The organism is Bacillus sp. NMTD17 (assembly GCF_002998735.1).
Lineage (GTDB): Bacteria > Bacillota > Bacilli > Bacillales > Bacillaceae > Bacillus.
Genome location: NZ_PVRH01000002.1, coordinates 510,155 through 532,757, shown reverse-complemented (window position 1 = coordinate 532,757; position 22,603 = coordinate 510,155). Strand labels below are relative to the sequence as shown.

The window sequence follows — 22,603 nt, the reverse complement described above, 5'->3', positions numbered from 1 at the left end:
TGTATGATTGGATGACTGCTTCACTTTGCTCATTTAATCGACGCATATAAGGCGACGACTTATATTCAGCAAACTGAACATATCTCAATTGTTTGATTTTCTTTTTCATTTATTGGCACCTCAATCGTTGCAACGTATAGATTATTGTATGCAAGTCTATGTAAAAATGGAAGCAGGACGCGGATTTTGTTCCGCGTCCTTTAGTGTAATCAAGCCCTTTTATTTTTATACTCATCCAATAGCTGTTCATTCTTTTTAAAAATACGCTCTGTATGGGGGCTTACCTTGTAATCCGCCATACTGATATGTTGCTTTTTCTTTAAAATCTTAAAAGGGTTTTTCTTGCGATTGTTGTTATCCCCTTGAAGTGCGTGGTCCATCTTCATCACCTTCCTCTTCATCAGGCAAGATTAGGTCATAAATTGTTGTAAGTGACGTCATTAATAAATAGTCGAACTCAGTGACAATGTCATCAGAGGTAAGCTTAATGACGAAGTGATCATCTGCTACAGAAAACGGGATGAGCACCAATTTGCCGAAATCATCGTAATAGACTTCCTGCCTGTCAAGCTTCGCCTGAATAAGAGCTCGCTGGTCAAGTATCCGCAGCAGGTCATCTTTTTGTTCCTGCGTATCGTATGGACAAAGAACCGCTTGAATATTCATCTTGTCGGCAAAAGAATAAATGAGCCGTTCAATTCCCTCTATATATGCCTCTACACTTCCATAATATACATGGATCGGTTCGTTTTTCAATAGGTATTGGTACGTTTTTAGTTTGTTGAGGTAAGAATGAAGTAGATCGTTATTTTGTTCTAGGAGTTGGTGGGTGTCGGTTTCTAGTTCGTGATTTCCGAGTTTTTTAATATAGGAGCTGAGAAAGATGAATGCATCGGTTAATGCAAAAAAAACAGCAATAATCAAGTAGTGCATCCAATCGGTGAAGATTGAAGAAGGGTCATTTGTCCAGTACACAACAGCACCAGCTACATAAATCCAATACCACGTTTTTCGAATGGCAAACATCTTTTCTTTTACTTTTTGTTCAAAACGCCATACGGCAAATACATATACAGCAAGGGCACCTAGCAATAACCACACGGTCAATTGAAAAAATAATAGCATGTTCTTCTCTCCCATAGACAGATGGATACTTATTTATTTCTATGGATATGATTGGAAACCCTGCTTCATGAAAAAATGGCTTGTAGGAACAAGGTGTTGAAGTGTGCGGGCAAATAAAAAAAGACCTGTCAGACAGGTCTTTGATATTAGATAATCGCATTTAACACAAAGTATATAAGAGCCCCTAGAGTTCCTGAAATCGGTAATGTGATCACCCAAGTGACAAGCATGCGTTTTGCCGTACCCCAGTTTACTCCTTTTACTCTGTGTGCAGAACCTACACCTAGAATAGATGATGAGATCACGTGAGTGGTACTAACAGGTAAGTGAATAAATGTCGCACCGAAGATAATCGCTGCACCCGTTAAATCGGCAGATACTCCGTTTACTGGACGAATTTTCATAATTTTACCGCCGACTGTTTTAATAATCTTCCAGCCGCCAATAGAAGTACCTAGTCCCATTGCAAGCGCACAAGAGAATTGTACCCAAAAAGGAATGTCGTCTGTTGTATGCAAATTACCTGCAATTAAAGCCATCGTAATAATTCCCATCGCTTTTTGCGCATCGTTTGTTCCGTGGGTATACGATTGCAGTGCAGCAGTTAAAATTTGAACACGTCGGAATTGTTTATTTGTTTTTGCGAGATTGTTGTTTCTGAATACAAATTTGATAATGGTATACACGATATATCCCAATACGAAAGCTAGGATAGGTGAAAGCAATAGTGCTTGAATGATTTTAATGAATCCCGAATAGTTTAAAGCGCCAAAACCAGCAGAGGCAATAACAGCTCCTGCAATTGATCCGATCAGTGCATGTGAAGAACTACTCGGAATCCCGTAATACCAAGTAAGCAAGTTCCAAGTAATGGCCGCAATTAAAGCAGCCAAAATGACAACAGAACCGTTTTGAAGTGTAAAAGGATCTGCGATGTCTTTTGTGATGGACTTTGCCACACCTGTAAATGTCATTGCTCCTAAGAAGTTCATGAACGCTGCCATAATAATAGCATGTCTAGGCTTTAACGCCTTTGTTGAAACCGAAGTGGCAATGGCATTTGCTGTATCGTGAAATCCGTTGATGAAATCAAAAGCAAGTGCACAAATGACAATAAATATGGTAAGGATGAGTAATGTGTCCATGTTTAACTAACCCCGTTACGCATTCTTCATAATGATTGTTTCTAGATTGTTGGCAACACTTTGACAGGAATCAGCGATTTCTTCAAGTGTTTCGTAAATTTCTTTGTATTGAATGACCTTGATTGGATCAGTTTCTTTTCCAAACAAGTTCTTTAGTGATTTACGATAAAGATTGTCACAATTATGCTCGATCTCTTTGATTTTGATTGCGTGTGGTTGAATATCTTTTAAGCGATTTTCAGCCAGTAAATCAATTGTAATTAAAATTTCCTTTGCACATTCTCTGATGTAGTGGCTGAATTTGTCGATATGTTCGTCAGAGCTTGTCATTGAATAAATTTCCATTGTCGCTGAAAAATGCTCAATTCCATCTAAAACATCGTCGAGGCTATTCGTCAATTGAAGAATGTCTTCACGTTCAATCGGTGTAATAAAGGCTTTGTTCAGCTCTTTAATCATAGTATGAACATGATTATCACCTTTTGTCTCATATTCCTTCAATGTGTCAGAAAATTCTTTCAGAGTGGTTTGATTTGTTACTTTATAGCTAACAAAATACTCAGCAGTTTCATCTAAATTTTTAGCAATTTCCGTTAACAAGACGGAAAACTTGTCTTTTTTCCTTTTTAACATGTAAAAACCCTCCATTGTATAAATGAGACAATGCACACATCAAATAATTATATATTCTTTTGTCGAAAAAAAACAGGTGTAGTCGAAAATTTCTTCACTTTTTCTATTTGATCTTATTCTGACCTAAAGATGTGTTCTCAACACACCTTTTTCAGAAAGGAGAAAAGAAATGAAAAAAGCGGTCCATTTTTGGCGCCGCTTAAAGCTTAAGAAGCTGAATAAACAAGTTTAAATCGCTCGCAAACAAGGAGCATGTCTTCTTTAAATTCTAATCCGTACGGTTTGAGTGCTTCTGTAAAAAATTCTTGATGGGCTCTGTACCAATAGTTATATGAAAGATCGCCTTCACCTTCTGCTTGTGCAAATGATTCTGGAACCTCATTCATTGGCATGACATCTACATGCGTGATCTCTATGATGGCTTTTGGTTCGTCATGGCTGTCCAAAATGACCGCATATTGTCCTGCCTTTGGAAGCGGCTCCTGTTCCTTTTCGTAAAAAAGGTGTCCAGAACAAGTCGCTGTTTTTTTCCCTCGCAGAACAAGGTCAAGCAAATGATCTGGGTCTGCTCCAAATGCCCAAGCGGAAACAGACGCGTCAATTGGTGCACTTTCTGATTTTTCTTCCCAATATGTTTCCCAAAATAAGGTGCTTTTCTGATTCATCATTCTTCCCCCTTTGTGATGTGTTTATTATACCGTGAAATCAAATACATGGAAGTATAGTGTCTTTATCCCTACTGAGTAAGTATGTCATATGTTTTGAAAATCCGATTTATATTTGATGAATATAGGATGATAGAATGAAAATTTTAGAAATTTTAGAATAATCTATTGTATTCTGGTCAAGAAGTCGGTATGGTCAAAGTAAGAATATGGAAGGGGTGTTGTGTATGAAACGCATTTCTTTAACTATTTTGTCCATATGTCTGCTGGTTTTCTCGTTTTTTCTGCCTGTCAGTCAGGTCACTGCAACCGAAACTCATGGGAATAAAGTAGCTGTTGGGAAAGATGGCATGGTGGCTACTGCCCATCCGCTCGCATCAGAAGTGGGGGCAGATGTTTTAAAGAAAGGTGGAAACGCTGTTGACGCTGCTGTTGCCATCCAGTACGCACTGAATGTGACAGAGCCAATGATGTCTGGAATTGGCGGCGGAGGATTTATGATGGTTTATGATGGGAAGACTAAAGAAACATCCATCATCAATAGTCGAGAAAGAGCACCACAAGGCGCAACACCAGACATGTTTTTAACAGATGAGGGGAAAGTCATCCCGTTCGATGAGCGATCCACACACGGTAATGCTGTTGGTGTTCCAGGGACTGTAAAAGGTCTTGAGGCGGCATTAGATAAGTGGGGGACCCGCTCGATGAAGGAATTGATTAAGCCTTCCATTCAGCTTGCAGAGGATGGATTTGAAATCGATTCTGTCCTGGCAAAAGCCATTGATGATCATCAAGGAAAATTGAAAAAAACGGCCGCAGCGCCAATCTTTCTTCCAGATGATCAGCCGCTCAAAGAAGGGGACCTCCTAGTTCAGCCAGGTCTTGCAAAAACATTTAAGCTCATTGCGAAAAAAGGAAGCAAAGCATTTTATGAAGGAAAAGTAGCAAAGGCACTTGCAAATACAGTCCAAGATTTTGGCGGAACGATGACAACTGATGACATTGATCGTTATGAGGTCAAGACTGACAAGCCTATCTGGGGAGACTATAAAGGATATCAGCTTGCAAGTATGCCTCCACCAAGCTCAGGCGGGGTGTTTATGCTGCAAATGCTCAAAATGCTTGATCACTTTAACCTATCTCAATATGACCCCAAATCATTCGAAAAATATCAGCTGCTTGCTGAAACGATGCATCTCTCCTATGCTGACCGTGCTGCATATGCCGGCGACCCCGAATTCGTAGATGTTCCACTAAAAGGACTATTAGACGATGATTACATTTCAGAAAGAGCCTCTCTTATTGAATTAGATCAAATGAATCGTAACCCGAAAGAAGGAGATCCATGGGCGTATGAGGATGAAAAAACCCCATCCCCTATTGTCCCGCAGCCAGAAGATAAAACCATTGGTGAGACCACACATTTTACTGTTGCCGATCAGTGGGGGAATGTTGTGTCATTCACAACAACCATTGAACAGTTATTTGGTACAGGGATTCTCGTCCCGGAATATGGATTTTTCTTAAACAATGAACTAACAGATTTTGATGCAAGACCTGGCGGAGCAAATGAAGTTCAGCCGAATAAACGTCCATTATCCAGTATGACACCGACCATCATATTTAAAGATAACGAGCCTGTCATGACAGTAGGTTCACCGGGAGGAACGACCATCATTGCTTCTGTTTCACAAACCATATTGAATTTGCTTGAATATGACATGGAGCTTCAGGATGCAGTTGAAGAACCAAGGATTTATACAAACAGCCCAACTTCTTATCGTTATGAAGTAGGTGTCCCTCTCGATGTGAGGACAAAGCTTAATGATATGGGGCATCGTTTTGGCAACTCGCCTATTGATATAGGAAATGTTCAAGCTCTACTCATTGATCGAAAAGCAGGAACCTTTACTGGAGTGGCTGACTCCTCGAGAAACGGGACTGCTGTTGGCGTCAATTTAAAGCTCTCTGCCCAATAAGAACATTTCCCGGGAAAAGAAGCGCCTCTTGAGGATGGCGTTTCTCTTTTGTCTAAATATAAGGAAAACAGTAGAAAACTGAGAATAGTTTGAATCATACATAGCTGATCAGACAACCGAAGGCTCTTGGCCATTTGAAGTACAGGACTGTGATGTATTTCAATGGCTAAGGGCCTTTTTTGCGTATGAATGACAAGGTTGTTGCTGACATCAAAGAGCAAGTACATGAGCTTTTAGAGAGAGGAAGTCACATTTAATAAGAAGTAGAGCATAGTTGAAGAAAGATGCAAAAAAGACTGCATCTTTTTTTATAAAATTTTTCCTAGGAACATTGACTTATAATTTAGAATATTATAATATCTTTACAAAGGTAACAACATTGAACATTTTTCGGTAATTATATTTGTAAGCGCTTTATAAAAGGTTCTATTCCAAAATGTTCTTTCTTTTTGTTACATGTGTTCATATTTATGCCAAATGAAAGGGGTGGTTGTTTGAACAACTTGTTTGAGTTAGATGAACAGCTGATCAAGCTGCAGTACGATGCATCTTCGAGAGAGGAGGTGACCACATATTTAGCGGAGCGATTAGAAGCGGGAGGATATATTAAATCGAGCTTTTTACCTGCCGTGCTTGAAAGAGAAAAAACATATCCTACGGGCCTTCCACTTGCGACCTTTGGGGTAGCAATTCCACATACAGATCCTGAGCATGTGAACAAACCTGCGATTAGTGTAGCCACTTTAAAGGAACCTGTTATCTTTCACAAGATGGGGAGCCCTGATGAAACTGTGCTAGCCAAAATTGTGTTCGTCCTAGCAATCTCTGAACCTAGTAAGCAGCTCGTGATGTTAGAGAAGCTCATGACACTTTTTAGAAAAGAAGAGGTGATGACGAGGCTGTCTCACATGACATCGTATGAAGAAGCGGTTGCCGTGCTTGAGCAAGAATTAAACCAATAGCCTTTCACAAAAATAATGTAAGCGCTTTATCTGAGAAATCCAGGAGGTGGATGTATGATCAAGCAAGTTGTCGATTTTATATTAGACCTTGGGCCAACTATTATGCTTCCGATTATTATGACGATTTTCGGTATGATTTTAAGGCAAGGCTTTAAGAAATCCTTCCGAGCCGGTATTACGATCGGAATTGGATTTGTCGGCGTCAACCTTGTCATTAATTTGCTTGTGAGCGGCCTTGGGCCAGCAGCAAAAGCCATGGTTAATTCCCTTGGGCTAAAGCTCGATATTTTGGATGTTGGATGGCCGATTGGAGCTGCTATATCCTTTGGTACACCCGTTGCCCCTTTGATGATTCCTCTTGTGCTTTTGTTAAATGTCATCTTATTGTCCGTTAACTTTACGAAAACGCTGAATGTGGATATTTGGAACTTTTGGCATTTGATTTTCGCAGCCTCCGTGACTTACTACGCTTATCATAATATGTTCTTGGCCCTTGCTGTTGGTTTAATCGTCTCTGCTATCACGCTTAAATTAGCCGATTGGACGGCACCGACAATCGAACACCATTTTGGATTAAAAGGCGTATCGATGGCTCATGCTGAAACGGTCAACTTCGCGCCGCTTATGTATGCGTCCAACCGTATCATTGACAAGATCCCTGGCTTAAACAAAATTCATGCTGATCCAGAAACATTGAAGAAACGTTTTGGCATTTTTGGCGAACCGCTTGTGATGGGTCTCATACTTGGTATCATTATTGGTCTTCTAGGCGGCTATGATGCGAAAGGCGTCATGACGCTTGGTATTCAAATGGCAGCAGTTCTTGTACTAATGCCAAGAATGGTTGCGTTATTAATGGAAGGTCTTATTCCAATCTCTGAGGGCGCTCGTTCTTATATTCAAAAGCGTTTCCCTGGGAAAAATGTCTATATTGGTTTAGATACAGCGATTGTGATTGGTCATCCGGCGAATATGGCGGTAGCCCTTCTCATGGTGCCGATTACGATTTTACTTGCTGTTGTTCTGCCTTACAATGGCATGCTCCCGTTTGCAGACTTATCGGTTCTTCCATTTACAGTTGTTTGGGCAGTAGCAGCCGCTCGTGGAAATATTATTCGCGGTCTTATTAACAGCATTTTTACATTGATGATTGTCTTCTTTATCGCAACGAATCTCGCACCGCTTGCGACAACAATGGGGAAAGCAGTCGGCTTTGATTTCCCAGAAGGGGCCAACATGATTTCAGGTATTGACCTTGGTTCCCACGTCATTCCTTGGATCATGGTGAGACTTCTTGATCCGAGCAACCCGTACTTTATTGCAGCCATCATCTGTGCTCTGGCTTATGCGCTTCTATGGTACTGGGTGCGAAATGATATTAAAAAGCAGTATGCGAAAGAAATGGGCTTAGATAATAAAGAACAATAAACGAGCTGGAGGGATTCTCATGGCAAAGAAAATATTGGTTTCATGCGGAACGGCAGTTGCCACATCGACGGTTGTTGCAAAGAAGGTCGAAGAGACGTTAAAGGAAAAAGGATATGATGTCGTGGTGGAACAGTGTAAGGCATCTGAAGTCCCGCAAAAAGCGGAGGGCGCCGATTTAATCGTGACGACCACGCCAGTGAGTGACACAAAAGGAACGCCTGTGATTCAAACATTATCCTTTTTAACCGGATTTGGCATTGAAGATGATATTGAAAAAATCATAGATCATATTAAGTAAACACTCATTCCATTGAGGAGCTTTCGCGGCTCCTTCCATTTACCTGAAAGGAGGACGTCTCATGCAGCATCATGCTTATAGCCGAACGTCTGCAGTGTTGTCTATTTTTCTTCCAGCCGTGCTCATCTGTCTGTTTTTCCTCTGGTCTCTTTATACGTTAATGTCAGCAGGACCTGAGCCGTTAGCTGTGTTAGGCGTTTATACGCTGCCTATCCTCATGCTTTCTAGTATTACTGGACTGAACCAGCCGACAAACGTCATCATTAGTGAAGATAAGCTGAAAATCGGAGCTTTTGGCAGATGGCACACATATGCGGTCTCTGATATTAAAGGAAAGCTTTTTATCAAGCCGTATCCTCATATCGGGAAAGTCTATGTCAGGGTGGGCCCATCGCGCATATTCGGAGGACGTTACTGGATATCCAGTGAGATGAGTGAGTACAAGCAGCTTGTGCAAACGTTGCAGGATTTTGCGAAGGGTGATGAAAAGGAGGATGCAGCTACATGAAATCAGCTGTCTTTTATTCTTCAGAGAACATTCGGTATGAGGAGCGGAACCGGCCTGCGATTGGTGATGATGAAGTGCTATTAAGAATGCGTGCCTGCGGCTTATGCGGCACGGATATTTACAAGGCAACACATGAGACGGTACCCTCTGGAACGGTGCTAGGGCACGAAATCGCTGGTGATATTGTTGAAACCGGAAAGCATGTGACAAATATCCGAACGGGAGACAGGGTTTATGTTGCGCACCATGTACCTTGCTTTACCTGTGACTTTTGTCAAAAGGGATTTTATACAATGTGTCCGCAGTTTTCAGCCACTAATGTAGATCCAGGCGGATTTTCAGAGTATATCCGCGTACCTGCATTGCATGTCAAGCACACAATGGGTAAGCTCCCGAAGGACGTCTCATATGAGCAAGGGGCAATGGTGGAGCCAGTCGCCTGCTGTCTCCACGGGTTTGAACGAGCACCTGTTCATCCAGGAGATTCTGTGCTGATCCTTGGAGCAGGGCAAATTGGCTGTATCCAACTACAGCTCGCCAAACATTACTTGGCTGGAAAAGTGATGATAACGGATGTGAATGAGAACCGGCTGCTGCAAGCGAGAAATTTAGGTGCAGATGTTGCTTTTCATCCAGCCTCTGAGCCGGTGGAAGACCGGGTCATGAGAGAAACAAATGGAAAGGGAGCAGACCTCGTCATGATATCTGTTGGGAGCAGTGCGCTTTTAAAAGAAGCGTTTCAAGCGGTAGCGAGAGGTGGAACGATTTTAGTGTTTGCTCATTTTCCAAAGGGAGACGTCTCCATTCCGGCTGATCGGTTTTTCCATGATGAAGTGAAAGTCGTAGGAGCCTATTCCTCGCATCCTTATCACTATCGTGAAGCCCTTGAGCTTCTAAGGGCAAAAGTAGTCAACACAGAAAATATGGTGACGCACCGTTATCCGTTAAGTCAGCTGCTTCAGGCGATAGAATGTGCAAGGCACCCTGAAGGAGAAAGTGTCAAAATCATGATGTATCCAGATGAATGAGAACATGGGAGATTGGAAGAGAAAGAGAAGTTCTTTAGAAAAGGGCTTGCCTTTCTCTTTTTTCTGACAAAAAATGAAAACGCTTAAAAATGAAAGAGAATTGCTTGACTTCAATGATACTTAAACGTATGATAATTACAAATGTAACATATAAGAACAAATGTAAAGGGGAGAGAAGAAATGCAAAAACAAATCACTTTGCCTGAACAGATTAGTCATGAGAGATTAGCAGATTTATATAAACAAATGTGGTTAGTGAGATATTTTGATGAAAAGGTCGATCAATTCTTTGCCAAAGGACTTATCCATGGAACCACTCACTTATGTGTCGGACAGGAAGCGTCAGCTGTTGGATCGATTGCCGTATTAAAGAATGAAGATAAGATCGTCAGCACACACCGTGGACATGGTCACTGTATTGCAAAAGGTGCAGAGGTCAATAAAATGATGGCAGAACTATTCGGACGTGAGACTGGCTATTGCAAAGGAAAAGGCGGCTCGATGCATATTGCTGATTTAGAAAAAGGGAACCTTGGCGCAAATGGAATCGTTGGCGGCGGTATCCCGCTGGCAACAGGCGCGGCACTTACATCTAAAATGAAACAGGAAGGCTTTGTTGTTCTTTGTTTCTTCGGAGATGGTGCCACAAATGAAGGCAGCTTTCACGAAGCGCTAAATCTTGCATCCATTTGGGATCTGCCTGTTGTGTTCATTTGTGAAAACAACCAGTACGGCATGTCTGGCCCTGTAAAAGAAATGATCAACATTGAAGACATTTCAACAAGAGCAGAAAGCTACGGAATACCAGGAAAATCGATTGATGGAAATGACATGGTCGAGATTATGAACACAGTAGATGAAGCAGTCAGACGCGCAAGAGCTGGAGAAGGTCCATCACTTATTGAAATGAAAACGTATCGCTGGAAGGGTCACTCTAAGAGTGATGCGAAAAAATACCGTACACGTGAAGAAGAAACAGAGTGGAGACAAAAAGACGGAATCAAACGCTTTAAGTCTCTCTTGATTGAACTGAATGTTTTGACAGAAGAGCAGGCAGCGGTTTTACAGGAAGAAGCGAAACAGGAAATTGAAGCGTCTGTTGAATTCGCCAAAAACAGTAAAGAACCGTCAATCGATACACTATTAGAGGATGTATACGCCTAATTAGGAGGGGAATCACGTGACAAAAACAACAGTGAGAGAGATTTCATATTTAGAAGCCGTTCGAGAGGCTATGAGTCAGGAAATGAGAGAGAACCAAGATGTATTCATTTTAGGTGAGGATATCGGCGTATATGGCGGCGCTTTTGGGGTCACGCGCGGCATGATTGAAGAATTCGGTCCAGAGCGTGTACGTAATACACCGATCTCAGAGGCAGCCATCGCAGGAGGCGCAGTCGGAGCGGCTTTGACCGGTATGCGTCCGATTTTAGAACTTCAATTCTCTGACTTTATTACAATCGCGATGGATCAGCTTGTAAACCAAGCGGCCAAAACACGATACATGTTTGGCGGAAAAGGAAAAGTGCCGCTCGTTGTGAGAACACCAGCAGGATCAGGGACGGGTGCCGCAGCGCAGCATTCACAAAGCTTAGAAGCGTGGATGGCTCATATTCCGGGACTAAAGGTGGTTCAGCCTTCAACAGCTTATGATGCCAAAGGACTTTTAAAAGCAGCAATGGATGATGACAACCCTGTCATTTTCTACGAGCATAAGCTTTTATATAAAACAATCGGCGAAGTGCCTGAAGAGCCTTATTCGATTCCTTTAGGGAAAGCTGATGTGAAAAGAAGCGGGAAGGACGTCACGATTGTAGCAACAGCGATTATGGTACACAAAGCGTTAGAAGCGGCGAAGGAACTAGAAGCAGAGGGAATCGATGTTGAAATCATTGATCCAAGAACACTTGTCCCATTAGATGAAGAAACCATAATCGAATCTGTGAAGAAAACAGGTAAATGTATCGTGGTTCATGAGGCGGTCAAACGAGGCGGCTACGGCGGAGAGATTGCAAGTATGATAGCGGAAAGTGAAGCGTTTGACTACTTAGATGCGCCGATTAAACGACTTGGCGGTCTTGCAGTCCCAATACCATACAACCCGACACTGGAAAAAGCGGTCATTCCACAAGTACCAGATATTATTGAAGCAGCAAAAGAGCTTGTACGCTCTTAAATAAAGGGGAGAAGATCATGCCAAAAGAGATATTTATGCCGAAGCTAAGCAGTACGATGGAGATCGGAACCTTGCTTCAATGGTTTAAAGAAGAAGGAGATTCGGTTGAAATCGGTGAGCCTCTTTTTGAAATTATGACAGACAAGATCAACATCGAGGTGGAAGCCTATGATGACGGCATTTTTCTAAAGAAATACTACGAAGCTGATGATCAAATTCCAGTTAATGCTGTCATTGGATATATCGGAGAGGCAAATGAACAGGTACCAAGCGAGCCGCCAGCACAGGCAGATGAAGATTCCTCAGAAAGCGGCGAATCGTCTTCACCAGACACAGCTTCATCCAGTTCTACTGAAGCCTCAAAAACATCTGATGAAAAAGTACGTGCCACGCCCGCAGCGAGAAAAACGGCAAAGGATCATCATGTGGCGATTCAAGAGGTATCTGGCACAGGGCCAAAAGGCAGAGTCCAAAAGCGGGACGTCGAGGCAGTCGTTCATTCTAGCGAGAAAGACCAGCGCGTCTCACCGCTTGCAGAAAAAGTCGCTGCTCGTGAAGGAATCGATTTAGCAGCAGTTTCTGGATCTGGCGCTCATGGCAAAATCATGAAGAGTGATGTAAAAGCAGCAGCACAAACAGCAGAGGCTTCGCCTGTGAAAACACAAAAACTAGCTGGGATGAGAAAAGTGATTGCTGATCGCATGTCACAAAGTGCCTTTACAGCACCGCACGTCACATTAACAAGTGAAATTGATATGACGAAAGCAAAAGAAGTGCGTCAGCAGCTACTACCAGCGATTGAAAAAGAGACAGGCTACCGATTGTCGTTTACAGAAATCATCATTCATGCGGTCAGCCATGTACTCACGCGCCACCCGCATATCAATATGACATTTGAACAAAATGAGCTCCATTTCCATGAAGATGTACACATTGGTCTCGCTGTTGCGGTGAAAGACGGCTTGATGGTACCAGTCATTTCTCATGCGAATCAAAAAGGATTAAAACAACTGACAAAAGAAGCGAAAGAAATTGGCAAAAACGCACGTGATCAAAAACTGCTGCCAGACCAGCTGAAAGGGTCCACTTTTACGATTAGTAACTTAGGCATGTATGCCATTGATACTTTTACCCCGATTATTAATCAGCCAGAAGTGGCAATTTTAGGTGTAGGACGCATTCAAGATAAACCTGTTGTGGTAGATGGAGAGATTCAGGTGCGGCCAATGATGGGTGTCAGTTTATCGTTTGATCACCGAGTCGTAGATGGCGCACCAGCGGCTGCCTTTTTAACAGACCTTAAAAAAGTGCTTGAACAACCATTTGAATTGCTAATGTAGGAGATGAATCGGATGACGAAAACGTATGATCTGACAGTCATTGGCGGAGGACCTGGCGGGTATACTGCCGCCCTTCAAGCAGCTGAGCGCGGACGGAAGGTTGCTTTGATTGAAGAGGATTTTTTAGGCGGTACTTGTTTAAATCGAGGCTGTATCCCTTCAAAGACCCTGCTGAAACATGCAGAAGTGATTGAATCCATTGAAAAGGCGAAAAGCTGGGGAATCGAAACAGGTGACATGATCCTTTCCTTCGATAAAATGAGAAAGCGCAAAGATGACGTCATTGAAAAGCTCAGAGGCGGAATCGCCTTTTTATTAAAGCAAGGAAAGATTGATGTGTATAATGGCAGAGGCACAGCTGTGACAAAGCATCGGATTGAGATTGAAAAACAAGGTGGATCACAATCGATTGAAACGAAAGAACTGATCATTGCCACCGGATCTACACCGGCCATTCCGCCAATACCGGGGCTTAGAGACATTCAATTTGATACAAGTGATACGATCTTTGACATCTCAGATATCCCAGCTTCTGTCGTCATCATTGGCGGAGGTGTCATTGGGCTTGAGCTTGCATGTATTTTCCAGAGTCTTCAATCAAAAGTCACCATTATTGAAGCAGCACCGTCCATTATTCCGCAAGAGGATGAAGAAGCATCTAAGCTGCTAGAAAGAGAATTGAAGAAAAAGGGCATCCATATCGCGAAGAAAACCACTGTGACAGAGGTAACGGAAAGCGAAGGAGTCAAAGCGGTTCATGCAACAGATGATAAAGGGGAGACACACATCTTTACGGCGGAAAGACTGCTTGTCTGCGTTGGAAGAAGACCGAATGTATCAGCTGTTAGCCAGCTTGATCTTCAACTGGATGGTCCGTTTATCAAGGTGAATGATCTGATGCAGACAAGTGCTGAGGGTGTATATGCAGTTGGGGATGTCGCTGGCGGCTATCAGCTGGCTCATGCGGCGATGGCAGAGGCAGCCGTTGCAGTCAGCAATATTTGTGGTGAGCATGAAAAAATGAATGCTGATATTATGCCTAGATGTATTTATACATTACCAGAGGTAGCAAGTGTCGGTCTTACGGAGAAAGAGGCAAAAGCCAAAGGGCTTCACGTACAAACAGAACGATTTGATTTAGCGGCTAGCGGTAAAGCGCTAGCGGCAGGTGTTCAATCAGGCTTTATTAAATTGGTGTACGATACAGTATATGGTGAAGTAATCGGCGCGACGATGGTTGGTCCGCACGTCACAGAGATGATTTCAGAAGCTTCCTCCTTTATGTATTTAGAAGGAACAGCAGAAGAGATGGCGAAAATGATTCATCCGCATCCGACCATCTCAGAAGGTTTTTATGAAGCAGCTCTTGATATCGTGAGTAAGCTGAGAAAATAAATGCCAAACAAGGGATAGGGAGGAGATGCATGTGCACGTCCAGCTTCATCATAAAGCGGCACTTGTGACAGGTAGCACAGATGGATTTGGAGAAGCCATCTGCCTGGCTTTAGCCCGGGCAGGTGCACATGTTTTTTTACACACATTTTATGATGAATCAAAGGCTAGATCCATTTATGAAGACATTCAAAAAATGGGCGGTCAGGCGAGTATCATCATGAACCCGCTAGAAACACCGCGTGATGCCACGCGTATGCTGAGGCAAGTGATCGATACATGCGGGAAACTAGATATTTTGGTCAATCAAGCAGCGCAAGGAGCGGAAGCGGAGCTTGATGCCGCTCACCCTGATAAATGGGTGGACGAAGTGGAATCAGCTGTGAATACTGTCTTTCTTTCCAGTCAAGCCGCCGTATGGCACATGGTGGACCAGAAGCAAGGCTGTATTATTAATATATCGTCATCAGGCAGTATTACAGGTGATGGCGGGATCTCACATGCTACATCGAATTCTATGCTGAATGCCATGACAAAAGGGCTGGCGCGAGAATTTAAAGACAAAGGTATCCGTGTGCTCGCCCTATTGCCGCCTCCTCTCCATTTGGTTTCTGACACAGAGCAAATCAAGGAGACTGTGGCCCATATGACGGTCTTTTTAAGTACATCATATGGCGCATTTACAGATGGTGCAGCGATTATGCTTGATGGGGGTGAGAGTGCTGGATAATGATCAAAAACCAGTTCTCATCGTTGGCGGTGCCCAAGGGATTGGAAAGGAAATTGCCGAGCGTTTTTTAAAAGAAGGATACAGAGTGGCTGTGTCCGATATAGATGAACAAGGACTTTCACTTTTAAAAAAACAGCACTCTGAGCTGCTGACATTTCAAGCTGACGTTTCATCGTGGGAAAGTGTTCAGCAGATGATCTCAGCAGCTGAAAGGGAGCTAGGCGGCATTGCTCATCTTGTGTATTCAGCAGGGATGACAAAATCACTTCCTTTTTTAGAAGTCGATTTTTCACTTTGGAAAAAGACACTGGCTGTGAACTTGTATGGTCTTTATTATTGCATCAAAGCGTCAGCACCTTATATATGTGAGCGGCAAGAAGGAAGCATTGTCATGATTGGATCAGGATCTGCTATAACTGGCTCAGGCGGCGGAATTCAGTATTACGCCTCAAAAGCAGGTGCTTTTGGCCTGATGCGTTCGCTTGTAAAGGAATTAGGGGCACACCAGGTGCGTATCAATGTGATTGCACCCCGTGTGATTGAATCTCAAATGCTTGATACGCTCTATCCTACTGAGGAGGAGAAAAAGCAGCTGCAATCGCTTATACCTGTTGGGAGATTAGGAAGACCTGAGGATATCGCAGGACTCACTTTATTTCTCACAAGTGACGAGGGAAGCTATTTGCACGGACAAATTATCCTGCTAGACGGCGGGAGAACGTATCAGCCAAAATATACGGAGGGAAAAAGAGCGAAGAGGTAATCGCTCTTTTTGTCATTTTCGTAACAATTGTTCCAATTAGAAACGAATGTTTGGTATACTGGGAATCATAGTATATTAAAAGGATGATGTCACATGCTGAATTGGGAAGAAAGACGACAGCTCGTCAAAGTTGCTCATCTTTATTATACAGACGGGTGGACGCAGCAGGAAATCGCAAAAAAGCTCAATGTCTCAAGACCAGTCATTTCAAAGCTCTTACAAAAAGCAAAAGATGTGGGAATCGTTGAGGTGTACATTAAGGACGAAAGTATTCATACGGTGGAGCTGGAAAAGCAGCTAGAAACAACATTTCAATTAACAGATGCTGTCGTTGTCCCAAGTGTCGGGACAATGTCTGAGATGGTGAAACGGGCAGTCGGTCAAGCAGGCGCCTATTATCTATCTAAAAACATGAAAGATGCGGAGAAAATCGGCATTTCATGGGGAACCACACTGGCTGAGCTTGTAAAGGAATACCCGTTTGAGCGAAGAAACGATGTGAAGGTCATTCCATTAGAGGGCGGAATGGGCAGGCAGGCAGTCGACATTCATGCCAATCAGCTGGCATATGAGCTGGCAAAGAAAATGAATGGCACGTGTTCCTATTTATATGCCCCGGCGATTTTAGAAACAGAAGAATTAAAAGAGCGGCTTATGGCAATGCAGGATATAGAAGCTGTGCTTGAAGAAGGTAGAAATGTAGATATTGCCCTCATCGGTATTGGCAACCCGCATAAAGGTTCAACGTTAAAAACAGTTGGTTACTTAAAGGAAGAGGATTTATCTGGTTTAAGGCAATCAGGGGCTGTTGGTGATATTGGCTTTCGTTTCTTTGACGGTCAAGGCAAACCTGTCCAAGATGAACTGAACCAAAAGGTCATTGGTTTATCACTGGAGCAGTTAAAGAGTGTCAAAACGGTCATCGCTGTTGTAGAAGGAACCCATAAAGCTGAAAGTATTTTAGGGGCTTTAAATGGCGGCTTCATACAAGTGCTGGTGACAGACGAACTAACGGCGGCAGCCATTTTAAAGGAAGCTTCCGTCCAATAAACGGCTGATAGCAATCGAATTGTATAAAAAGAGCAACATCAAACGAGAAAGGAGCTGTGTATCTTGAAGAAAACCGAAATGGAAGCAAACCTACATTGTACTCGGTGCCAAGAAGAGACCCTCCACAGCATCGTTTATGTGAATGATCAGATGAAAAGCGTTGAGTGTACAGAGTGTCATCAGAAGATCAGTGTGCAAGTCGACATCATGAAGGAATTTTACAAAGAAGTATACGAAAAAATTGCGACAAAGCCGAAGCGGATGACGCAGGAATATAAGGCGAATTTGAATGGATTTATCTCAAGACTCCCAATCCGCGTGCTTAGTAAGCCATACCGGCTCATGAGATATTTAAACGAATCATACAAAGTGATCAAGCAATATAAAAAATAGCAGAGCGCTGTTTAGCGCTCTGCTTTTTTTTGTGCTTTTTTCATATAATAATAAATAGGCAGTCCAGCAATCCCGATCAGCATGGAGATTAGACAGCTTTTCCAGTCGGTGATCATGGTGCTGATTAAAACGAATAAAGAACCGATAATCGCAACGATCGGTGTGAGCGGGTAAAGTGGTACGCTATAAGCACGCTCCATTCCGCTATTTTGTTTTCTCAGCTTAAAGACTGCGAAAAAGGCCATGACATAAAAGATGTAGATCATGAAGATCGAAACCTCTGACAGCTTTTCTGGATTACTGACGATCATAAACACAATGGCGATCAAAATTTGCACAAATACAGCAATCCAAGGTGTTTTGAAGGTAGGGTGAATACGCGAAATCGCGTTTGCGAAAGGAATTTGCTTTCGTTCAGCCATCGCGAAAATCACACGTGGGAATGAAAGAACCTTTCCGTTCAAACAGCCAAAGATACTAATGATGATTCCGATACTAATGACCTTACCGCCGATTGGTCCAAAGAGCATTGTCGCAGCAGTACTTGTCGCATTTTCACCTAGCTGGACGATTTGATCTGCTGGTAACACGTGCAAAAGAGCGACATTAATAAAGAGATAACAAGCCGTGACGATTAAAATCCCGCCTGCCATTGCACGAGGAAGCAGCTTCTCTGGGTTTTTCATTTCACCGCCAAGTGCTGCAAGCAATATCCAGCCATCATAGGCAAACAACGTAGCCAAAATCGCTGCACCGAAGTTCATTTGAGCGATACTATCGTTGACAGCCATAAAGATATTTTCGTTTCCTTTCCATAAGCCAAACACAATAATAGCGGCAATCGGGACAAGCTTTCCGATGGTGGTCAGCCCTTGTACAAAACCGCCGTATTTCGTTCCCATAATATTGATCAAACATAAAAATAAAACAGTGATAATGCCAATTGTTGTCGACCATAAAGAAGAAAGAGAAAATAAATTGGCTAATAATGAACCAAAATAAAGACCGAGCGCTCCAATGATGGCAGGTCCGTAAATGATAATCTGCACCCAGCCGCATAAGTAGCCCCAAAACTCACCGTACACTTCTTCAAGATAAGCGTACAATCCGCCAGTCCGAGGGATTTGTGTACCAATTTCAGCAACAGTTAGTCCGCCTGCAAGGGTTAAAATTCCACCTAGCAGCCAAGCAAATAAGGCGATGTCTGAGCTTCCTGAATAGGAAAGGACGTTGCCTGGCTTCATAAAGACGCCGGACCCGATAATGGTCCCGATGACAAGAGATAGGGCAAAAAATAAGCCGATGTCCTGTTTTAACGCTGGTTGTTCTTTGTTCATTACACACGACCTCCTGCATCACTTTCGTACGTTACTGTGACATGTATTTTGTTCATTGTAATACGATTTTAGGAAAACAAGAATTAAAAAAATTTTCTGATTTTCGCATTTGTATTTAAAAGTGTTCGTTTATTGGAGATATCAGGATGAACGTTGCTTTAAAAACGAACGATAAAAGATTATTTTTGATTTAATGTTAATTTTATCGTCAGAAACCGAACTTCTAGCCAAATGGTTGACTTTTCTTGAAAAATGACCTATTTTATTCATAAGGGTATTATCTTGAATTCGAGATATTTTGAAATAGGAGTGAACGTAATGAAAATCAATGGGATTCACCACGTATCTGCATTAACAGCCAATGCTCAAAAAAATGTTGATTTCTACCGCCAGATTCTTGGCTTAAAACTTGTAAAGAAAACTGTCAATCAGGATGACCCATCTATGTATCATTTGTTTTATGGAGATGAGGTTGCTTCACCGGGTACGGAGCTCACCTTCTTTGAAATTCCAATGCTTGCCCGTCGTTTGAAAGGAACAAACGCCATCACAAGCACAGGCCTTCTCGTTTCTTCTGAAGAAGCACTTTCATTTTGGGAAAAGCGGTTTGATGAGACAGGTGTGCAGCAAGAAACGGCTTCCTTGAGAGGCGGAAGACTTGCCTTGCGTTTTCAAGATCCAGAAGGGCAGCAGCTATTTTTAACAGTAGAACCGAACGCACAAGAAGCGGGCTCACCGCCAGTGCATGACGATATTCCGGCAGAGTTTGCAATTAGAGGCTTGGGTCCAGTTGAATTAACCGTTGCAGAAGCGGACAAAACGATCCGTGTTTTAACAGACATCCTTGGCTTCACTGAAAGAGCGCGTGAACAATCAAATGATGGTGAGATCGTGACCATTTTTGAGTCAGGAAATGGCGGTGCTGGAACAGAAATTCATGTGATCGAAAAAGCTGAAGGACCTTCTGAGCGTTCCGGCAGAGGAAGTGTGCATCACGTAGCTTTTCGCGTGGAAGATGCAGAGGAGCTGGAAAAATGGTATGACAAAATATCAAAAGCAGGCTTCACGAACTCTGGTGTTGTGGAACGTTTCTACTTTAAAGCCCTTTACTTTAGAGAGCCGAATGGTATCTTATTTGAAATTTCAACAGACGGCCCTGGGTTTACAGTCGATGAAGGGGTAGATGAGCTTGGTGATCAATTAGCCCTTCCGCCATTTCTAGAGCACAAACGAGCAGAAATAGAACAAAGATTAACGCCAATTCAGTCATCATAAAAAAGCAGCTCATTCATGAGCTGCTTTTTGCTTTAGGAACTTACCTGCTTAGATTCAGATTGTATTAATGTAACCTTCTTTGTTTCTTCTTTTTCGTTTCGAATGAGTGTGATGCTCACGGTGTCTCCTACTTTTGTATTCGTGTATAGCTCATGACGTAATTCACTTCCGGTTTTGATTTGTTTCCCATCGATGGCGGTAATGACATCCTCTGACTTAAAGCCAGCTTTGGCGGCAGGTGAGCCTGCGGCAATTTCTTTGACGTATACGCCTTTATCGAGCTGACTGCTTTTGAGCCCGAGTGTTTCTTTCTGATACACATCTGGGACTTGTTCGAGATCCAGCATGCTGATGCCGATATATGGACGTTCAATCTTTCCTTTTGCGAGAAGCTGATCGGCGATTGGTTTGACATCATTGATTGGAAGTGCGAATCCAATGCCTTCAACACCTGTTTCAGAGATTTTCATACTCGTGATCCCCACAACCTTTCCGTCTGTCGTAAGAAGCGGGCCGCCGCTATTACCTGGGTTAATGGCTGCATCTGTTTGAATGACATTAATGCTGCTTTCGCCAGCTGATGTATTCATAGAGACTGTTCGGTCGACACCGCTGACAATTCCTTGTGTCACCGTTCTTGATAGATCTTCACCAAGCGGGTTTCCGATCGCGATGACGGTTTCCCCAGCACGCAGCGAGGAGGAATCGCCTAATGCCGCGACCTTTGTCACATGACTGCTGCTAATTTCTACAACTGCTAGGTCAGTCAGGGGGTCAGCTCCGACCAGTTTTCCTTCAACAGTTTTGCCATCGTGCAAGGAAACCATTAGTTTATTTGCCCCTTCAATGACGTGGTTGTTTGTTAAGACATAGGCTTTACTTCCGGATTTTTTAAAAATCACCCCTGAGCCTGTACCTGTTTTTTCCTCTTGACTGTTTTTGTTTTGCTGTGATTCATCAAAAGGCGTATTGAAATCGCCAAAGCTCATGTCTGTTTGACTTTGCGCTTGGTAGTTTGTAATGCCGACAATGGCTGGTGATATATTTTCGACCATGCTTGAGATACTGCTCGATGAATGTGATGTTTGGACGGCGGTTGTTTTTGACGAATTGGCACTCGTATCATTTGTCGATACAGCTTCTGTTTTTGCTGCTGAATCGTTTGCTGTGTTGTCTGATGCGTGCTGGGCATATGGCGTAAGGACGTAGACACCTAATGCTAGCGTACCACCCACAATGCCGCTGACGAATGGCTTGAACCAGCCACTGGGCTTCTTCTTTTGTTTTTGTGGCTGTTCAATTGTTTGAAGTTCATGAGAAGGGTGTTTTTCATTTTTGTGATGTGTCATTCGAATCACTCTCTTTCTTCAATTTTTCATGTATGGTTCGAGGGATTTTACCTTATGTGGTGGATACTGACTATATCGTAAGAAAAAAGTGTGGGATAAAAATGAAAACATTGTGGGAAATTGTTAAAATAAGTAGTGAATCTAAGCAAAATAGAGGAGATTAAACTGTGGAGACAATTGGAATGATTGGATATGGAAGCATGGCTGATATGATGGTGCAAAAATGGCTGGAAAAAGAGGTACTCTATGCCCATCAAATCATGATCCATACAAGAAGTGAAACGGACCGCCTGCATCAGCTCAAAGACAAGCATCAAGAAATAAATATCTGCTCATTAGACGAACTTTCTGCCTCATGTGATGTACTTTTTGTCTGCGTGCCGCCGCTTGTTGTACTTGATGTGCTCGATCAACTGCCTTCAGCAGCCAAATCGGTACATATTGTGTCAGTAGCCGCGGCTGTGACGTTAGACAAGTTATCAAAGCATACGACTCAACCAGTTTCCAGATACATCCCAACGCTCACGTCAGCTGTTGGAACGGGCGTATCCCTCGTTGCGCATGGTGAAACCGCAGGTCAGGAAGAAAAGGCGCGTTTGCACCGTCTCCTTTCAGCTTTTAGCATCGTCCGTGAAGTAGAGGAAGACCGGTTTGATGCGGCGAGTAATTTGACGAGCTCTTCTCCTGGTTTTATCGCTGCTCTTTTTGAAGAAATGGCGAGAGCGGCTGTGAGAAATAGTGAGCTTTCCTTAGAGGAAGCGTATGAATTTTTAACGTATGCCCTCTTAGGCACAGGTCAAGTCCTTGTAGAACGCGGCCTCACCTTTGCTGAAACCGTCAATAGAGTGGCGACAAAAGGGGGCATTACAGGTGAAGGCGCTGAGGTCATTCAAAAGCAGGCACCTCAGATGTTTGATGATCTATTTACACAAACCATGAAGAAATATGAACAGCTGAAATCACAGATTAACGAAGCTGACAAACACCACTAAAGACATAGTTAGTGGTGTTTTATTTGTTAAAAAAA

General features: G+C 42.9%; 23 protein-coding genes. 16 read left to right on the top strand and 7 right to left on the bottom strand.

Translation table 11 applies throughout. The features are described from left to right. Positions 1-209 precede the first annotated feature (209 nt). From C6347_RS07825 to C6347_RS07805, 5 genes are all read right to left on the bottom strand, one after another. Positions 210-380 (bottom strand): type II toxin-antitoxin system SpoIISB family antitoxin, encoded by a 171-nt coding sequence (locus tag C6347_RS07825; RefSeq protein ID WP_012009650.1) that lies wholly within the window; start codon positions 378-380, stop codon positions 210-212. Then, positions 355-1,125 carry a type II toxin-antitoxin system SpoIISA family toxin gene (locus C6347_RS07820; protein ID WP_106071551.1) on the bottom strand — a complete coding sequence of 257 codons (771 nt, stop codon included), beginning with the start codon at positions 1,123-1,125 and terminating at the stop codon, positions 355-357. Before C6347_RS07820 ends, C6347_RS07825 begins: the two co-directional genes overlap by 26 nt. Positions 1,126-1,271: 146 nt before the next feature. Then, positions 1,272-2,270 (bottom strand): inorganic phosphate transporter, encoded by a 999-nt coding sequence (locus C6347_RS07815; RefSeq protein WP_034663089.1) that lies wholly within the window; start codon positions 2,268-2,270, stop codon positions 1,272-1,274. Positions 2,271-2,285: 15 nt separating this feature from the next. Next, positions 2,286-2,903, bottom strand: coding sequence for a DUF47 domain-containing protein (locus C6347_RS07810; protein ID WP_003212390.1), 618 nt, complete (start codon positions 2,901-2,903; stop codon positions 2,286-2,288). 206 nt (positions 2,904-3,109) lie between these two features. Beyond that, positions 3,110-3,568 carry an ASCH domain-containing protein gene (locus C6347_RS07805; protein WP_060596067.1) on the bottom strand — a complete coding sequence of 153 codons (459 nt, stop codon included), beginning with the start codon at positions 3,566-3,568 and terminating at the stop codon, positions 3,110-3,112. A gap of 227 nt (positions 3,569-3,795) precedes the next feature. On the opposite strand from C6347_RS07805, the gene ggt reads away from it, so the two are divergent. The 14 genes from ggt to C6347_RS07735 all read left to right on the top strand — a co-directional run bounded on the left by ggt (position 3,796) and on the right by C6347_RS07735 (position 17,615). After that, on the top strand, positions 3,796-5,547 hold the full coding sequence (ggt, locus tag C6347_RS07800; protein WP_106061921.1) for a gamma-glutamyltransferase: 1,752 nt from the start codon (positions 3,796-3,798) through the stop codon (positions 5,545-5,547). A 494-nt stretch (positions 5,548-6,041) separates the two neighbouring features. After that, positions 6,042-6,509 (top strand): PTS sugar transporter subunit IIA, encoded by a 468-nt coding sequence (locus C6347_RS07795; protein WP_060596068.1) that lies wholly within the window; start codon positions 6,042-6,044, stop codon positions 6,507-6,509. Between the two features lie 54 nt (positions 6,510-6,563). Next, complete coding sequence (locus tag C6347_RS07790; RefSeq protein ID WP_106071550.1) at positions 6,564-7,937, top strand: PTS galactitol transporter subunit IIC; 1,374 nt, start codon at positions 6,564-6,566, stop codon at positions 7,935-7,937. A 19-nt stretch (positions 7,938-7,956) separates the two neighbouring features. After that, positions 7,957-8,235, top strand: coding sequence for a PTS sugar transporter subunit IIB (locus tag C6347_RS07785; protein WP_003212259.1), 279 nt, complete (start codon positions 7,957-7,959; stop codon positions 8,233-8,235). A gap of 61 nt (positions 8,236-8,296) precedes the next feature. Continuing rightward, on the top strand, positions 8,297-8,743 hold the full coding sequence (locus tag C6347_RS07780; protein ID WP_003211419.1) for a hypothetical protein: 447 nt from the start codon (positions 8,297-8,299) through the stop codon (positions 8,741-8,743). After that, a complete protein-coding gene (locus C6347_RS07775) occupies positions 8,740-9,771 on the top strand; it encodes an alcohol dehydrogenase catalytic domain-containing protein (RefSeq protein WP_060596070.1) in 1,032 nt (343 codons plus the stop codon). The genes C6347_RS07780 and C6347_RS07775 overlap by 4 nt, the downstream gene beginning before the upstream one ends. A gap of 180 nt (positions 9,772-9,951) precedes the next feature. Next, entirely contained in the window at positions 9,952-10,935 is a 984-nt protein-coding gene (locus C6347_RS07770) for a thiamine pyrophosphate-dependent dehydrogenase E1 component subunit alpha (protein WP_066031003.1), read from the top strand. A gap of 31 nt (positions 10,936-10,966) precedes the next feature. Continuing rightward, a complete protein-coding gene (locus C6347_RS07765; protein WP_034620051.1) occupies positions 10,967-11,947 on the top strand; it encodes an alpha-ketoacid dehydrogenase subunit beta in 981 nt (326 codons plus the stop codon). Positions 11,948-11,964: 17 nt separating this feature from the next. Then, the gene (locus C6347_RS07760; RefSeq protein WP_106071549.1) at positions 11,965-13,287 is read left to right on the top strand and encodes a dihydrolipoamide acetyltransferase family protein; all 1,323 of its coding nucleotides are present in this window, start codon (positions 11,965-11,967) and stop codon (positions 13,285-13,287) included. 12 nt (positions 13,288-13,299) lie between these two features. Further along, positions 13,300-14,682: a dihydrolipoyl dehydrogenase gene (gene lpdA / locus C6347_RS07755; RefSeq protein ID WP_106071548.1), complete on the top strand. Its 1,383-nt coding sequence runs from the start codon at positions 13,300-13,302 to the stop codon at positions 14,680-14,682. A 25-nt stretch (positions 14,683-14,707) separates the two neighbouring features. Then, entirely contained in the window at positions 14,708-15,409 is a 702-nt protein-coding gene (locus C6347_RS07750; protein ID WP_223250447.1) for an SDR family NAD(P)-dependent oxidoreductase, read from the top strand. Continuing rightward, positions 15,387-16,172 carry an SDR family NAD(P)-dependent oxidoreductase gene (locus tag C6347_RS07745; RefSeq protein WP_066031001.1) on the top strand — a complete coding sequence of 262 codons (786 nt, stop codon included), beginning with the start codon at positions 15,387-15,389 and terminating at the stop codon, positions 16,170-16,172. Before C6347_RS07750 ends, C6347_RS07745 begins: the two co-directional genes overlap by 23 nt. 93 nt (positions 16,173-16,265) lie before the next feature. Further along, a complete protein-coding gene (locus C6347_RS07740) occupies positions 16,266-17,222 on the top strand; it encodes a sugar-binding transcriptional regulator (protein WP_034663059.1) in 957 nt (318 codons plus the stop codon). Positions 17,223-17,285: 63 nt separating this feature from the next. Next, entirely contained in the window at positions 17,286-17,615 is a 330-nt protein-coding gene (locus tag C6347_RS07735; RefSeq protein WP_008358910.1) for a hypothetical protein, read from the top strand. Positions 17,616-17,626: 11 nt separating this feature from the next. On the opposite strand, the gene C6347_RS07730 is transcribed toward C6347_RS07735, so the two are convergent. Beyond that, a complete protein-coding gene (locus tag C6347_RS07730) occupies positions 17,627-18,952 on the bottom strand; it encodes an APC family permease (protein ID WP_060596076.1) in 1,326 nt (441 codons plus the stop codon). A 318-nt stretch (positions 18,953-19,270) separates the two neighbouring features. Here C6347_RS07730 and C6347_RS07725 point away from each other — a divergent pair, with 318 nt between their 5' ends. Next, positions 19,271-20,227: a ring-cleaving dioxygenase gene (locus tag C6347_RS07725; RefSeq protein WP_106071547.1), complete on the top strand. Its 957-nt coding sequence runs from the start codon at positions 19,271-19,273 to the stop codon at positions 20,225-20,227. Between the two features lie 32 nt (positions 20,228-20,259). On the opposite strand, the gene C6347_RS07720 is transcribed toward C6347_RS07725, so the two are convergent. Further along, positions 20,260-21,576 (bottom strand): S1C family serine protease, encoded by a 1,317-nt coding sequence (locus C6347_RS07720; protein ID WP_106071546.1) that lies wholly within the window; start codon positions 21,574-21,576, stop codon positions 20,260-20,262. Between the two features lie 167 nt (positions 21,577-21,743). Between C6347_RS07720 and proG the strand changes: the two genes are divergently transcribed. After that, positions 21,744-22,568 (top strand): pyrroline-5-carboxylate reductase ProG, encoded by an 825-nt coding sequence (gene proG / locus C6347_RS07715; protein ID WP_106071545.1) that lies wholly within the window; start codon positions 21,744-21,746, stop codon positions 22,566-22,568. Positions 22,569-22,603 lie beyond the last annotated feature (35 nt).

Excerpts from the sequence above, each read along its gene's own strand:
- C6347_RS07825 (WP_012009650.1), bottom strand. The coding sequence starts at position 380 with ATGGACCACGCACTTCAAGGGGATAACAACAATCGCAAGAAAAACCCT.
- C6347_RS07820 (WP_106071551.1), bottom strand. The coding sequence starts at position 1,125 with ATGCTATTATTTTTTCAATTGACCGTGTGGTTATTGCTAGGTGCCCTT.
- C6347_RS07815 (WP_034663089.1), bottom strand. The coding sequence starts at position 2,270 with ATGGACACATTACTCATCCTTACCATATTTATTGTCATTTGTGCACTT.
- C6347_RS07810 (WP_003212390.1), bottom strand. The coding sequence starts at position 2,903 with ATGTTAAAAAGGAAAAAAGACAAGTTTTCCGTCTTGTTAACGGAAATT.
- C6347_RS07805 (WP_060596067.1), bottom strand. The coding sequence starts at position 3,568 with ATGAATCAGAAAAGCACCTTATTTTGGGAAACATATTGGGAAGAAAAA.
- ggt (WP_106061921.1), top strand. The coding sequence starts at position 3,796 with ATGAAACGCATTTCTTTAACTATTTTGTCCATATGTCTGCTGGTTTTC.
- C6347_RS07790 (WP_106071550.1), top strand. The coding sequence starts at position 6,564 with ATGATCAAGCAAGTTGTCGATTTTATATTAGACCTTGGGCCAACTATT.
- C6347_RS07785 (WP_003212259.1), top strand. The coding sequence starts at position 7,957 with ATGGCAAAGAAAATATTGGTTTCATGCGGAACGGCAGTTGCCACATCG.
- C6347_RS07780 (WP_003211419.1), top strand. The coding sequence starts at position 8,297 with ATGCAGCATCATGCTTATAGCCGAACGTCTGCAGTGTTGTCTATTTTT.
- C6347_RS07775 (WP_060596070.1), top strand. The coding sequence starts at position 8,740 with ATGAAATCAGCTGTCTTTTATTCTTCAGAGAACATTCGGTATGAGGAG.
- C6347_RS07770 (WP_066031003.1), top strand. The coding sequence starts at position 9,952 with ATGCAAAAACAAATCACTTTGCCTGAACAGATTAGTCATGAGAGATTA.
- C6347_RS07760 (WP_106071549.1), top strand. The coding sequence starts at position 11,965 with ATGCCAAAAGAGATATTTATGCCGAAGCTAAGCAGTACGATGGAGATC.
- lpdA (WP_106071548.1), top strand. The coding sequence starts at position 13,300 with ATGACGAAAACGTATGATCTGACAGTCATTGGCGGAGGACCTGGCGGG.
- C6347_RS07750 (WP_223250447.1), top strand. The coding sequence starts at position 14,708 with ATGCATGTGCACGTCCAGCTTCATCATAAAGCGGCACTTGTGACAGGT.
- C6347_RS07745 (WP_066031001.1), top strand. The coding sequence starts at position 15,387 with ATGGGGGTGAGAGTGCTGGATAATGATCAAAAACCAGTTCTCATCGTT.
- C6347_RS07740 (WP_034663059.1), top strand. The coding sequence starts at position 16,266 with ATGCTGAATTGGGAAGAAAGACGACAGCTCGTCAAAGTTGCTCATCTT.
- C6347_RS07730 (WP_060596076.1), bottom strand. The coding sequence starts at position 18,952 with ATGAACAAAGAACAACCAGCGTTAAAACAGGACATCGGCTTATTTTTT.
- C6347_RS07725 (WP_106071547.1), top strand. The coding sequence starts at position 19,271 with ATGAAAATCAATGGGATTCACCACGTATCTGCATTAACAGCCAATGCT.
- C6347_RS07720 (WP_106071546.1), bottom strand. The coding sequence starts at position 21,576 with ATGACACATCACAAAAATGAAAAACACCCTTCTCATGAACTTCAAACA.